Here is a 14,632-nt window from a genome sequence, read left to right as displayed (position 1 = left end):
ATGGATGCCGCGAAGACCGAGTTCGGCGAGCTGAGTGTTGCCATCGTCGGCATGACGTGTCGGGTGGCCGATGCGGACGGAGTGGAGCAGTTCTGGACCAATCTCTGCGCTGGCGTCGAGTCGGTGCGCGACCTGACCGACGAGGAGCTGCTTGCGGCGGATGTGCCGCGCTCGGTGTTCGCCCGACCCGACTACGTTCGCGCCGCTTCGGTCATCGAGGGCGAGGACCTGTTCGACGCGGAGTACTTCGGCTTCGGACCTCGCGAGGCTGCGGTGATGGATCCGCAGCACCGCGTCTTCCTGGAGGCGGCGGCCACCGTGCTGCAGCACGCGGGCTATCAGCCCAACGCCGGCACCGGCAGTGTCGGCGTCTTCGCAGCCTGTGGCATCAATCAGTACATCGTCAACAATGTTCGGCCACATACCGAGATCGGCGATGCGCTCGGCGAGACGCAGATCAATATCGGCAATGACGCGGACTACCTGGCCACCAGGGTGGCCCACAAACTCGACCTGCAAGGTCCCGCACTCACCGTGCAGACCGCCTGTTCCAGCTCGCTCGTCGCCGTGCACCTGGCGGTCCAGGCGCTGCTATCGGGGGACTGCGACCTCGCCATCGCAGGTGGCGTGTCGATCCGTTCGCCGCAGCGGGTGGGGCATCGGGCCAGTGAGGCCAACATCGGCACCGCAGACGGACACTGCCGCCCGTTCGACTCCCGGGCGAGCGGCACCCTCACCGGCAACGGCGTTGGCGTAGTCCTGCTCAAGCGCGCGACCGAGGCGATCGCCGACGGCGACATCATCCACGCCGTCATCCAGGGTTCGGCGATCAACAACGACGGCGCCAACAAGGTGGGCTACACCGCTCCGAGCGTCACCGGGCAGAGCCGGGTGATCCGCGCGTCGATGGCCGCGGCCGGTGTTCAACCGCGATCGATCGGCTACGTGGAGGCACACGGCACCGCGACCCGGCTGGGCGATCCGATCGAGGTCACGGCCCTGGTGGACGCCTATGGCAGGGGAGTGGCGCGGCCATGGTGTGCGCTCGCCTCGGTCAAGGGCAACCTCGGACACCTCGACGCCGCCGCGGGCGTGGTTGGGCTCATCAAGGCCGCGCTCGCCGTCGAGCACGGCGTGATCCCGCCCAGCCTCCACTTCGTCCAGCCCAACCCCGAACTTCCGCTCGCGGGCAGCCCGTTCTTTGTGCCGACCGAGCCGACACCGTGGCGGATCGCGGGCGTGCGGCGGGCGGCCGTCAGCTCCTTCGGCATCGGCGGCACCAATGCCCACATGGTGGTGTGCCAACCTCCCGCACGTCGCCCCGGTGTCGAGGTCGCCGGGCCGCGGACACTGCTGCTGTCGGGCCGCGACCAGGACGCGATCGTGCGCGTGGCGACGCGGCTCGACGAATTCCTGGCGGGAGATCCGACCGTCAACCTGGCCGACGCCGAGTACACCCTCCAGATTGGACGGCCAGCGCTCGCCCATCGGGCCGTGGTCGTGTGCCGCGACGTGGCCGAGGCCCGAGCCGAGCTGAATGCGGTGGCGACCGCCTCGAGCCGCCGGGTCGCCGCCGCGCGGCGCCGCCTCGGTTGGCTCCTACCCGGTCAGGGCAGCCAGTTCCCGGGAATGGCGGGCGGGCTGTACAGGACCGACGAGGAGTTCAGGGCCGTCATCGACCTGGGCGCCGCGGCGGTGCGTGCTCACGTCGGACTCGACGTGATGCCCGCCTTCGCCGGCGCCATCGCGCCTACCGACCTGGCGGACACCCGGATCGTGCAACCCGCGCTGTTCCTCGTCGAGTACGCGCTGGCCGACCTGCTGCGTCGGCGCGGCGTGCCCCGCGACGCGATGCTGGGGCACAGCCTCGGCGACTTCGTCGCGGGTTGCAACGCCGGCGTGTTCCCCTATCCCGACGCCGCCGTGCTGGTGGCGGAGCGCGGACGGATCATGGCCGAGTGCCCACCCGGGACCATGCTCGCCGTCGACGCCGATGCCGACCGGATCGCCGACCTGTCGCCAGACGACGTCGTCATCGCCGCCGTGAACGCGCCGGGCACCTGTGTCGTCGCCGGACGCCACGATGCGGTGGCGGGCCTTGCGGCGAGGCTGGAGAGCACGGGCATAGGGGCCAAGGCGCTGCACACCTCGCACGCCTTTCACTCGCCGCTCATGGATGACGCGGTGTCGCGGTTCCGGCGGGTGATCGACGGTGTGCGGCTCGCCCCGCCGACCGAGCCGATGGTCTCGTCGATGACGGGCACCTGGCTGTCCGATGCGGAGGCCACCGACCCTGACTTCTGGGCGCGACAGCTGCGCAGGCCGGTGCTGTTCGGTACGGGCCTGACCGCGCTGGCCGAGCGAGGCATCAATGCCTTCGTCGAAGTCGGTCCGGGACGCGCGCTGACGCAGCCGGTGCGGTTGACGGTGCCAGACGCGCCGCTCGTGTGGCTGCTGCCCTCGCGGGAGGTCGACCGCGATGACGAACGCGCGATCGCCGAGGCCATCGGTCGACTCTGGGCCATCGGCGTCGACATCGACTGGTCGGCCACTCGCCGTGGCCGGACACCCCGCCGGATCATCCTGCCGACCTATCCCTTCGCCCGCACCAGGCACTGGTTGACGGCACCGGAGCGGGCCGCTTCACCGGTGTCGAGGGCTGTGCGCCGGGTCGTGTGGCTTCCAGAGCGGGCGGTCGCGTCGGCACCGCCCGATGCGGTGCTGGTCTACCCGCCCGCAGACGGCGGAGCGCTGTTGTCTGCGCTGGGCGAGGTCGTCGACGAGGTGCGCGTGGCGCGAGCCGGCGAGGTCGCCGCCACCGTGATCTATTGCTTGGCACATGGGGTACCGCAGCTGGCCACCCTGATCAATGCAATGTCCACCATGGACACAACACACCGACTGGTGGTGCTCGCCAACGTCCACGCGCTCGAGTCACAGGACCGGATCAGCGACGCGGCGCCCACGATTCGTGCCCTGGTCGCACAGGCGCCACCCAACGTGTCGGCCCGGATCGTGGATGTCCCGGCCGACCTCCTGCGCGCTGATCCACGCCGGATCGCCGCCGAGTGCGTGAGTGCCGAGTCCTGCCCGGTCGCGCTGCGTGGTGGGCGACGGCTGCGTCGGCGGGAGATCGTCATCGAGGCGACGGCGAGTCGATCGCCTGGAGCATGGTCGCTGTTGGCCGCCGCGCCAGACCGCGTGGCCGAGCGGGTGCGCCAGGTGTTGCCGGAGGCCGACGGCTCCGAAGTGGCGGGTGTCGTCTGGGTGCCCGCCCTCGACTCCCTGCGTATTGACGAGTGGCGCGCCGTCCTGCGCACCACCGCGACGGACGCGTCGATCGCACGCGCGGTTCTGCTGGCGCCCGATGGCTCAGCCGAGTCGGGCTCCGCCGAGGCCATCGCAGCCCTGGTCGAGGAGCTGCGCGCGGACGGTCCATCGTGGACGGTGGTCCACTGCGCTCCTGGCGGGCCAAGCGACGCCGACTGGTTGGGCGAGGTTGAGCTGGGTGTCGAGACGATCGTAGTTCCAGGTGATCCGGCCACGACCGACGACGTCACGCCGGCCGCCGACGAGACCGCTGCGCCGACGGTGCGGGATCGCCTGGCGGGCATTTGGCGCCTGATGCTGGGCGTGTCGGAGATCGACGGCTCGGCCGACTTCTATCAGCTCGGCGGCCATTCCCTGCTAGCCACGCGGATCACCGCACGGGTGCGACAGGAGTTCGGCGCCGACATCCCGATGAACGAGCTGTTCTCATCGATGTCGACGTTGGACGCAATGGCGGCCTGCGTGACCCGACACCTCTCCGACGATGTGACCTCCGCCGGTGCAGTGCCCGAGCTGCGGGCGGGTGAGCCGGGGGAGAGCGCGCCGCTCGCGCCGGTGCAGCAGTCGATGTGGTTCCTTCAGCAGGTGGACCCGAATAGCGTGGCCTACCTGCTGGCCAACAACGTCGGCCTGACCGGCGCGCTCGATGTGCCGGCGCTGCGCCGGGCCATGAGCCGATTGGTGCGCCGGCATGATCTCCTGCTGTCGGCCTTCGCGCTGCGTGACCGCAGGCCGAGCATCGTGCCGATCGCAGAAGACATCGCCTTTCCGCTGGTCAACCTGTCTGGGCTAGACCCGGACGTGGCGATGGTCCAATTGCGACGGTGGCGGCAGCACAATGCGACCACGCCGATCGAGATCGCCACCGCGCCGCCACTGCGCGCGATACTTGTCCGCCTGGCGCCCGATCGGCACGAGCTGCTGCTCGGCTTGCATCATCTGGCGGGCGACTACTGGTCGAGCGCGATCCTGCTGGACGAGTTGTTGAAGCTCTATCAGGCGGAGGTCGAAGACGACGATGCGGCAGTGGCCGCACTCTCCTTCTCCTACCGCGACTACGCGCGTTGGCAGCAGGGGCTGCTCGACGGGGGCTGGCAGGACGGTCAGATCGACTACTGGCGCTCCCGGCTCAACCCGCTGCCGGAGCCGATGGTGTTGCCCACTACGGCGGCCGGCGGCGATCGCTTCCGCGGCGAGAGTGTGCACCTCGAGATCCCATCGCGGGTCCGGACCTTGGTGGAATCGGTGGGCCGAGCGAGTGGTACCACCCCCTTCATGGTGTTCCATGCGGCGCTCGTGATGCTGCTGCGCGACCTGACCGGCCGCGACGACATCTGCGTCGGCACCTTCGTCGCCAACCGCCCGCACCCGGAGTTGGAGAAGCTGATCGGCCTGTTCGCGAACACCGTGGTGTTGCGCATCGATGCCGGCGGTGATCCCACATTCGGCGAGCTGCTGGCACGGGTCAAGACCGCCTGCACCGAGGCGTTCAGCCACGCCGACGTGCCGTTCGATCGGGTGGTCAAGGCGGTCGGGGTGCCACGCCAGTGGGGAAGTAATCCGCTGTTCCGGGTGATGCTGGTGGCCGAGACCGCGCCGCCACCGGGGCTGTCGACTCCGTTGTTAGAGGTCTCGGTCGACGCCGAGCCCAGTCCGACCGCGAAGAACGACCTGCTCTTCGTGGTCTACCCGGAGGGTGACCGGCTAATGCTCCAGCTGGAGTTCGCCACCGGCCTGTTCGACCGCGAGACCGCGCGCTCCTGGGCCGATCGCTTGATCTCGCTGGTTACACGTGGTGCGGAGGATATGGGCCGGCACGTCGGCGAGCTGACCCTGGGCGCGATGGCGGCCGAATGAGGCACGAGTGACCTGGATTGACAGGCTCATCACTGTCCGAATCGACACGGAAAGGGCCTCAGTTCATGGCTACCTCCTCCATCCGCACCGAGTTCGAGCAGCTGGGCTACCGCGTTGACCATGACGTCTTCTCCAAGGCCGAGGTGGAGGCGTTCCGCCGCGAGATCGCCTGGCTCTCCACTCAGGACACTCCGCAGCGGGTTCTCGAGTCCGAGTCCACCGTGGTGCGCTCGCTCTACGCGGTGCACGAGTCGAGCGAGCTGTTCGGTCGCCTCGCACGCGACCCGCGACTGCTCGACCTCGCCAAGGGGATTCTCGACGACGATGTCTATCTACACCAATCGCAGCTCAATCCCAAGGCCGCCTTCCACGGCGAGGTGTGGGACTGGCATCAGGATTTCGTGATCTGGTCGCGCGACGACGGGATGCCCGAGCCTCGCGCCATCAACGTCAGCGTGACCATCGACGATGTCAACGAATTCAACGGTCCGCTGTTCGTGGTGCCGGGCTCTCACCTGGCCTCGTTGGAGGACTTCACCGCGGCCGTGTCGACCGGGTGGGAGGGTAACATCCGCGCGGCCAAGCATGTGGTCGACCGGGCCGCCATCGAGGCTTGTGTGAGCGAGCGTGGCATGGCCTCGATGTGTGGCGCGGCCGGATCGGTGCTCACCTTCGACAGCAACATCCTGCACTGCTCGGCGCCGAACCTTTCGCCGTGGCCGCGCACCATCTTGTTCTTCCGCTACAACGCGGTCAGCAACGCCCTGCGTCCGGTAGACGAGCCGCGGCCATGGTGGTTCGCGTCGCGTGACCCGAGGCCGCTTCAGCCGCTGGAGGGCCCGCTGCTCGTCGACGTGGTGGAGATGACCGAGGCATGACCGCTTTCACCATCACCGGCAGTCGTCTGGCGGAGCTGTGGTCGATCGTGCTCGAGGTCCCGGCCGCGTCGCTGCGGCCCGAGCACGACTTCATGGCGCTGGGCGGTTACTCCCTTCTCATGGCGGACCTTCAGGCCCGCATCAAGCGCTCCTTCGGCTGTGTGGTCTCGCTGCGCGATCTCTTCGAGCACAGCACCCTGGCGGCGATGACTGAGCTGCTTGACTCCGATCAATACGCGACGGGCGGGGCGTCGGACACACCCGCGGCGACGCCCGACGCCCCGCCCGTCGCCGAGTCGGTGGCCGAGCTGTCGGCCGATCAGGAGCGCATCCGCTTCGCCGACGGGCTCACCGACGGCAGCCCGACCTACAACGTGCCGTTCGTCCTCCGGGTGCCTGGCCGCCTCGACGAGGCGGCGCTGCGCCGGGCGATGCACATCATCGTGGCCCGGCACGAGATCCTACGCACCACCTATCCGATCATCGACGGCCGGGCGATTCAGGTGGTGCACCCGCCGCAGGAGCTGCCGCTGCCGGCGGTGGACCGGGCCGATCTGTCCACAATGGAGCTCGAGGCCGAGGCGAGACGCCCCTTCGATCTGGCCACCGGTCCGATTGTGCGGTGCACGCTCTATCGCACGACTGAGGGCGACGCCTTTATGATCGTCATGCACCACATCGCGTCCGACGCCACCTCACTGACGCTGCTGATGCGTGAGCTCACCGAGGCCTACGCGGCCGTTCGTGAGGGCCGCGACCCGGTCCTGCCCACGATTCCCCTGCAGTATCGGGAGGTCGCCGCCCGGCAGCGTGAGGCGACCGAGACCGAGAAACACCGACGTGATCTCGACTACTGGGCAGCTCGGCTGGCCGGCATCACGCCGCTGGAGCTGCCGCTCGACCGGCCTCGCCCGCCCGTGCAGACCTACCGTGGCGGCCATGCCCACGGACGGATCGCCCCCGAGGTCGTCGCACGGGTGCGCACGGTCGCTCGAGCGCATCGGGTGACCGACTTCATGGTGGTGTTGGCGGGCCTCAAGGCCATGCTCTGGCGCTACTCCGGACTGTCCGATGTGGCCGTCGCGAGCATCACGAGCACCCGCCACCAGTGGGACTGTGAACATCTCCTCGGACTCTTCGTCAACACCCTGGTGCTGCGAACCGAGGTCACCCCGGAGCTTACCTTCCCCGAGCTGATCTCCCGGGTGCGCGACACCAGCCTGTCTGCCTACGAGCACCAAGACGCGCCCTTCGACGAGGTGGTCCGCCGGGTGAACCCACCGCGAGACCCCAGCCGGGTGCCGCTGGCCACGGTGGCTGTATCGTGGCAGATCGGTGAGTTGGAGGCGCCGACCTTCGACGGAGTCAAGGCGACCGTCTCGGAGTATCCCACCGCGACGGCCAAGTTCGACATGGAGTTCTTCCTGACGGCGAACGGCGACGCCATCGACATCACCATCGAGTACAACCGCGATCTCTATGATCAGGCCACCGCCGATCGGCTCGTGAGCGCGCTGGAATCGATGCTCACGCACGCGCTTGAGGCCGCCGACCAGCCGTTGAGCCGCATCTCGCCGCTGTCCGCTGCCGAGCGCCGCACCCTGCTCGTCGACTACCAGCCGGTGCGCACCTGGCGTGACTCGCTGGTGGGCGTTCACCACCTCGTCGAACGTCAGGTGGACCGGACCCCAGACCTTGTGGCGGTCGAGTTCCATGGCGAGACGCTCACCTATCGCGAGCTCGAAGAGCGGGCCAATCAGCTGGCGCACTTCCTTGGCGAGTTGGGGGTCGGCCTCGACAGCAGGGTCGCGGTGTCGCTGGAGCGCACACCTCTGCTGGCCATCGCGTTGCTGGGCATCTTCAAGGCGGGTGGCTGCTACGTGCCACTCGACCCCGACTATCCGCAGGAGCGCCTGCGGATGATGATCGACGATTCCGACGCCATCGTCGTCCTGACCGAACAGGGCCTGGCGAACCGGGCGCCGTCCACCGGGCAGCGCGTGATCAGCCTCGACACTGAGTGGGAGGCGATCGCCAAGCATCCGATCGACCGGCCGGGCCATGCGATGCATCCGGAGGCGATCGCCTACGTCATGTACACCAGCGGATCGACCGGCCGCCCCAAGGGCGTCGTGGTGCAGCACGCGGTGCTCACCAACCTGATGCGGTGGCGCACGGGAGTCTCCGAGCTCGGGGTGGGTTCCCGCACGTTGCAGCTGGCACCGCTCAGCTTCGATCTGTCCTTTCACGACATCTTCAGCACGTTGATCTCGGGCGGCACGATCGTGATGGTGCCACCGCACGTGCGACAGGATCCCAACGCGATCGTCGAGTTCATGGCGGCGCACGACATCCACCGCTTCTTCCACCTGTTCACGGCAGCGCACAACGTCGCCGCGGTGCCGGATTCTTCGCGCCTGCTTCGGACCATCCGTGAGATCACCAGCGTCGGCGAACAGTTCCAGTCGACGGCAGAGATTCGCCGACTCGTCGACAACCTCGATGGCTGTGTGATCTGGAACGAGTACGGTCCGACCGAGACCCACGTGGCGACGGCCTACGCGCTGCGCGGCCCGGCGTCGGCGTGGGCGGTGCGGCCGCCGATCGGCACCCCGATACTCAACGCGCGTGCCTATGTGTTGGGCCCTGATCTGGAGCTGCTGCCGATCGGTGCCGAGGGCGAGCTCTATCTGGCTGGCGTCTGCGTCGCCCGGGAGTATCTCGGCCGGCCGGACCTGACCGCCGAGCGATTCCTGCCGGACCCGTTCGCCGTGGAGCCGGGCACCAGGATGTATCGCACCGGCGATCGCTGCCGGTGGACAAGTGACGGTCAGTTGGTGTACTTCGGCCGCACCGACCACCAGATCAAGGTGCGGGGCAAGCGGGTCGAGCCCGCCGAGGTCGAGGAGGAGCTGGGCCAACATCCGGCGGTCGGTCAGGTGGTCGTCGTCGGCCTGCCTGACGCCGACGGCAACGTGCGGCTGGTCGCCTACGTTTGCCCGGTCGGTCCGCCACCGTCGCAAGTGGAGCTGCGCGACTTCCTCAAGGCTCGGCTGCCGGATCACCTGGTACCGCCGGTCATCATGATGCTGGACTCGTTGCCGGTCACCCCGAGCGGCAAGGTGGACCGCAAGGCGCTTCCGTTGCCCGCAGCGGATGCCCGTGCCCTCAGCTACAGCGACTTCCGGGCCGCCGAGTCACAGATCGAGCGTGAGGTGGCGCGGGTATGGCAGACGGTGTTGAACCTCGACCATCTCGGCGTCGACGACAGCTTCTTCGACGTGGGCGGCGACTCGCTGCTCATCGTCAAGTTGCACGCGATGCTGCGGGATGAGCTCGGCAGTCCGCTGTCCATTGTGGATCTCTTCGTGCACCACACCATCGCCGCGCAGGCGCGAGCCCTGGCCGATCGGGAGGAAACACAGGAGGATTCGACGGCTGTGGTCAACCGGCTCGCCGGCCGCAGGACGGCACTCGGCGGCGTCGGATGACGCACCCCGACGTCCCCACGATGGTGTGCGCCGCAGCCGAGCGCTATCCAACGGCCGTCGCGATCGAGGACGGCGATCGTCGCGTCAGCTACGAAGAGCTGGTGGAGGCAGCGCGGCGCATGGCGAGTGAGTTCGTCACGCCGGGGCAGGTGATCGCGCTGCACCTGCCCCGCGGCGCCGACTTCATCACTGCGGCGCTGGCGGCGATGCTGGCCGGCGCTCCCTTCCTGCCCATCGATCCGCACCTGCCCGCCGAGCGGGTCGAGCAGATGATCACCTTGGCAGACGCCGGCATCGTGGTGCGAGGGGAGGACGGAACGACGGCGGCACGTCCACGCCAGGCCGTCGCGCCACCCGCCGGGCCCGTGCCTGCGTACATCATCTTCACCTCCGGATCGTTGGGGGAGCCCAAGGGCGTCGAGGTGTCGCACGCCGGACTGTCCAATTTGGTCCGTTGGCACAACGCAGCCTACGGGGTCGCGTCGGGCACTCGGGCGCTGCACACCGCAGGCATCTCCTTCGACGCGGCCATCTGGGAGATCTGGCCCTACGTGTGCGCCGGGGCGACCGTGGTGGTCGCGCCCGACGAGGTGCGCACGACACCGGATCTGCTGGCAGAGTTCGCCGCCGAGCGCGACATCGAGATCGCCTTCGTGACCACACCGGTGGCCGAGGAGCTGCTGCGCATGCCCGAGGTCAAGCCGGGTTGGCGCCTGCTGCTGACCGGTGGTGACCGGCTGCGCATGTCCCGCCGCCCCGAGGGATGGCGCATCGTCAACCACTACGGCCCAACGGAGGCTACGGTCGTCACCACCGCCGTCGATGTCACCGCCTGTGCGGATCCGTCACGGCCACCGATCGGACGGCCCATTGCCGGCGCCGAGGTGTTGCTGATCGGCAGGGACGGGGAGGCGGTAGCCACCGGAGAAAGCGGCGAGATCGTGATCGGCGGCGAAGGAGTGGCACTCGGATATCGGGGTCGGCCGGACCTCACCGAAGCCACATTCGTCGCGCTGCCCGGTCGCCCGGGACGGTGGTACCGCACCGGCGACATGGCCCGCGCGCTGCCCGACGGAAATCTCGATTTTCTCGGTCGAGTCAACGCCGAGCAGCTCAAGGTGCGCGGAGTGCGGGTCGAGGCGGCCGAGATCGAGGACGCCATGCTGCGCCATCCTCACGTTCGAGCAGCCTTGGCCGTGATCACCGGCCCGGCGAGCAGCGAGAGCCGGTTGACGCTGCTGGTCGTCGGCGACGGCACGGCCATCAGCGCCAGGGAGGCGCGAGCTTTTCTGAGTGGACACCTCGCGCCCTGGTGTCTTCCGGACAGATTCATGTGGGTACCGCGTTTGCCGCTCACCGCGAACGGCAAGGTGGACCGGGCAGCCGCCCGAGAGCTGGCGAGCGGCGGGCAGGAGTCCCGATGACACCGCGTGTGTCTACCTCAGGCTGCGATTTGGACGGGTGCTCGCCGAGGTGGGCGGCGGCCGAGTGGCATTCGGCGATGACCGCGGCGTCGCCCGCATCGTTGTTGGCCCCGGAGGGCACCTCACTCTCGCGCCAGGTCTTGATCGCGTTCGGTTTGTCCGGGACCGGTGTCCGGCCTTCGGCAGTCATCGTGGCCATTCGCCGGCGACAGAAACGGACCCTCACCCCGGCCTCCGCCGGGGTCCTTCATCGACCCTATGCGGATCTCGCAGTAAGGATGGAGCCCCAGTGACCGATCCAGACCAGGACACGATGGCGACGCTGTGGGGTGAGGTGCTTGGCTGCCCGCCGCCCGGCCCCGACGAGGACTTCTTCGACCTCGGCGGTCAGTCGATCATCGCAGCGCGGCTGGTGCGTGCGGTGCAGCATGTCTTCGGGGTACGGGTACCGCTACACGTCGTCTTCGACCATCCCACCGTGCCGGCCTTCACCGAGTTCGTGCTGGCACGGCGGGGTTCAGAGCGGACGGTGTAGCCGTGCCCCATCGGTCAGGCGCGGTCTCCACCAGTGCGAGGTCGGAGATCAGCCACGGGTCGCACTGTCCCGTGTCAGGGGTCGCGACCAGGCTCCAGGGCGTGCTGGCCAGCACATCGCGCACCCGCTGTATGGTCGACCGTCTGCTCTCAACAGACTCGTCGGTGAGCAGGCGCTCGATCGCATAGCAGCGTGCGAGTGAAGGCATGCGGTAGAGCACCTGGCCGTTCTGATCCGCCTCAGCCGTCAGCAGCCACGCGTCGACGAGCTGTTCGAGCAGCGCCTCGGCGGTCAGCGGGTCGACCGACACGAGTGTAGCGGCCACCCACGACGGCACCGGCACGTCCTCCAACAAGGCCAGCCTGCGGAAGAGGACGGCTGCCGCCGCCGATTGCTCGTTCTCCGCTCGACGAAATCTGCTGCGCAGGTCGAGGTCGCTGTGGGTCAGCCCCTCTAGACGGTTCTTGGGGTTGGCCAACCGACTCTCCACCATGGACAATCGCCAGTGCGGTTTGGCGGCGATCCTGGCGCCGATGGCGTGCAGCGCCAACGGCAGACCGTCACAGAGTTCGGCGATGCGCTTGGCCGCGCTTGGCTCGGCTGCCACCCGTCCGCTCCCGAGCAGCGTGGAGAGCATGTCCAAGCTCGCCTCGGGATCGAGGGTGTTCAGCACGATGGTGTGCGCCTGGGCCAGTGCGGTGAGCGGTCGCCGACTGGTGATCAGAATCGAGCAGTTGCCGTTGGTGGGCAACAGACCCCGGATCTGTGCCTCGTCGACCACGCCATCGAGCACGATGAGCATGGACCTGCTCGCCAACGCCTCGTTGTACATCCCGATGAGGGTGTAGTCGGTCGCGTCGGCCGGTGCCGGTTTGCCCAGCGTGATCAGGAATCGGTGCAGCGTCTCCGCGAGGGGCGCGGGCCGTGCGTCCATGCAGGTCCACAAGCGGCCGTCCGGGAACACGTTCGTCGTCGTGCGGGCGACGCTCTCGGCGAAGGCGGTCTTGCCGACGCCGGGTGGGCCGGTGACCACGACGATCGGGGGGCTCTGCGATGCTGATGCGGCCGGTGGGGTCAGGTGCTTCACCGCGTCGATCGTCTCGGAGCGCCGACCGGCCATTTTGATGAAGCTGGCCGGAAGGTGCATGGTGAGCCGCTTGGAGGGGGTCGCTTCGGCCGCGCGGACCAGTGCAGGCTGCGGTGTGGCAGGGGGCTCCGGTGGCGGTGCGGCCGGCCGCAGCAGCTGCCGATCGTTGGCGAGGATCTGCTGCTCCAAGCGGCGGAGCTGATCGCTCGGCTCGAGGCCCAGTTCGTCGATCAGCATCCGGCGGGTGTTGCGGTAGACCTGCAGCGCGTCGGCGGTGCGCCCGCCTCGGTGCAGCGCCAGCATGAGCAGGCCGCGAAACCGTTCCCGCAGTGGATATTCGATCGTCATCGCCTGAAGATGGCCGATCAGGTGGCGGTCGCGGCCGAGCTTGAGCTCGAGCTCGGCCCGCTCTTCGAAGACGGTCAGCCGCTCCTCGTCGAGCCGATTGGCGGTCGCCTGGATCACCTCATTGCCCAGCCCCGCCAGGGCGGTGCCCCGCCACAGACCGAGTGCTTCCCGGTACATACCGAGCGCCTGGTGCGGATCGGTCGGCGCGAGCGCACGGGCGTGCGCCGCGAGCTCCTCGAAGAGGGTGGCGTCGAGTTGGTCACAGGGCACCGCTGCCATGTAACCGGGTGACCTGGTGACGACCGTACCCGCCAGCGGTGCCCACTGATCCAGGGTCCGGCGCACCGCAGAGACCACGTTCTGCACCTGCTCTTTGGCGGTGACCGGCGGCTGGGTGTCCCACAACAACTTGATCAGGCGATCGATGGATATGACACGATTGGCCTCGGCGAGCAGGCCGGCCATGATCGCCCGCTGCCGTACGCCGCTGAAGTTGATGAGTTCGGCATCATCGGCCCGAACTTCTAGTGGGCCGAGAATTCTAAAGCGCACCGCTCACCGTCCATACCCGAGACGATGGCGTTTCCATGGAACCGTCCACGTCTTGGCCGACGCCCCTAATGGCCCCCGTGGGAAACCACATAAACGACCTCCCGTTATCTGCACGGATATGCCCAGGCCGGTAAGTGTTGGGCGAATCCGTGGTGATCTTCCTTTGGTGCGGCACTATATCGGCATATGCGATCTAGGCCGCATTCGTTCGTCCCCTTATATAGCTAAGAATTGGCGGAACCACTCGCTGAACCAGCCTTCATGCTGCACATTGCATACGGTGGTCGAAGCGGATGGTGAAGAAGTCGGGACTACGACTACCTGTGCTGGTGGAGCTGCCGACAAGACGGCCACTGCTCCCACGAAGGCAGTGTCCAACTTGGGCTTTTGGACATGCTGGGCATCCCTTCGGGGATTGGCTATCCGATTTCATAAACAATAACGGGAGCAGCTTTAGATTCCCTATCGATCCGATATATGGGCTCATCGCAGTTGTGCGATCACTGACCGTCATCAGCCGTGCCCCGTGCTTGTGTCGGTTGGCGCGCCAGGCTCCAGCACTGCCCCTCGCGACCAGAGGGTAGGTGTCCCTGCCGCCCACGGACCAAGTCCGACCAGCCAAACAACGCTGCCGGCCAGCTTCATGGGACCACTCGGGAGGAGTTTCTGCCCCGAGCCTGGGCGTTTCACTGAGGTGGCGACGCAATTCTCGCTGGACCTTCTCGCGTCCGGTGCAGTCCGTCGCGGCCGGGGGAGGATATTCGGCACCGTCGGCCCTTCCATCAGCGGCGCGGCGTGCGCGTGGCGAGCACCATCCTCTACGTCAACCGCACTGGCATCCCCTGGCGCTACCTGCCCCACGACCACTCGCCCTGGCAAACCGCCTACGCCTACTGTGCGCCGTGCAGCGCTTCGTTGTATCCCCGACGCAGTCGGGAGAAGGCGATCATGAGGCGGATGGGGATGGGGCGGAACACGGTGCGCAAGGCGTTGGCGTCACCGGAGCTGCCGAAGGATCAGAGGCGCCGAAGGGGTTGATCGTGGACCCGGTCGAGCCGCAGGTCCGTGAGCTCTTGAGGGAGTTGTCCGAGATGCCGACCACGTGATTGTCGAATCTACGAGGTCTACGC

At 67.9% G+C, this 14,632-nt stretch carries 6 protein-coding genes and 1 pseudogene; 6 read left to right on the top strand and 1 reads right to left on the bottom strand.

What is annotated here, in order from left to right; all coding sequences use genetic code 11:
• The 5 genes from ITP53_RS15220 (at nucleotide 1) to ITP53_RS15200 (ending at nucleotide 11,515) form a co-directional block, all read left to right on the top strand.
• Entirely contained in the window at nucleotides 1-5,187 is a 5,187-nt protein-coding gene (locus tag ITP53_RS15220; RefSeq protein WP_195896033.1) for a type I polyketide synthase, read from the top strand.
• 65 nt (nucleotides 5,188-5,252) lie between these two features.
• Nucleotides 5,253-6,065 carry a phytanoyl-CoA dioxygenase family protein gene (locus ITP53_RS15215; protein WP_195896032.1) on the top strand — a complete coding sequence of 271 codons (813 nt, stop codon included), beginning with the start codon at nucleotides 5,253-5,255 and terminating at the stop codon, nucleotides 6,063-6,065.
• Entirely contained in the window at nucleotides 6,062-9,556 is a 3,495-nt protein-coding gene (locus ITP53_RS15210; protein WP_195896031.1) for a non-ribosomal peptide synthetase, read from the top strand. The genes ITP53_RS15215 and ITP53_RS15210 overlap by 4 nt, the downstream gene beginning before the upstream one ends.
• Nucleotides 9,553-10,980 carry an amino acid adenylation domain-containing protein gene (locus ITP53_RS15205; protein WP_195896030.1) on the top strand — a complete coding sequence of 476 codons (1,428 nt, stop codon included), beginning with the start codon at nucleotides 9,553-9,555 and terminating at the stop codon, nucleotides 10,978-10,980. Before ITP53_RS15210 ends, ITP53_RS15205 begins: the two co-directional genes overlap by 4 nt.
• 289 nt (nucleotides 10,981-11,269) lie before the next feature.
• Nucleotides 11,270-11,515 carry an acyl carrier protein gene (locus ITP53_RS15200; protein ID WP_195896029.1) on the top strand — a complete coding sequence of 82 codons (246 nt, stop codon included), beginning with the start codon at nucleotides 11,270-11,272 and terminating at the stop codon, nucleotides 11,513-11,515.
• On the opposite strand, the gene ITP53_RS15195 is transcribed toward ITP53_RS15200, so the two are convergent.
• A complete protein-coding gene (locus ITP53_RS15195; protein ID WP_195896028.1) occupies nucleotides 11,469-13,415 on the bottom strand; it encodes an AfsR/SARP family transcriptional regulator in 1,947 nt (648 codons plus the stop codon). The two genes, ITP53_RS15200 and ITP53_RS15195, sit on opposite strands and share 47 nt — an antisense overlap.
• An 846-nt stretch (nucleotides 13,416-14,261) precedes the next feature.
• Here ITP53_RS15195 and ITP53_RS61085 point away from each other — a divergent pair.
• Nucleotides 14,262-14,402, top strand: a pseudogene (locus ITP53_RS61085) (transposase); the annotation flags it as partial.
• Between the last annotated feature and the right edge of the window lie 230 nt (nucleotides 14,403-14,632).

The organism is Nonomuraea cypriaca (assembly GCF_015645445.1).
Lineage (GTDB): Bacteria > Actinomycetota > Actinomycetes > Streptosporangiales > Streptosporangiaceae > Nonomuraea > Nonomuraea cypriaca.
This window is presented reverse-complemented; position numbering and strand designations above follow the sequence as displayed.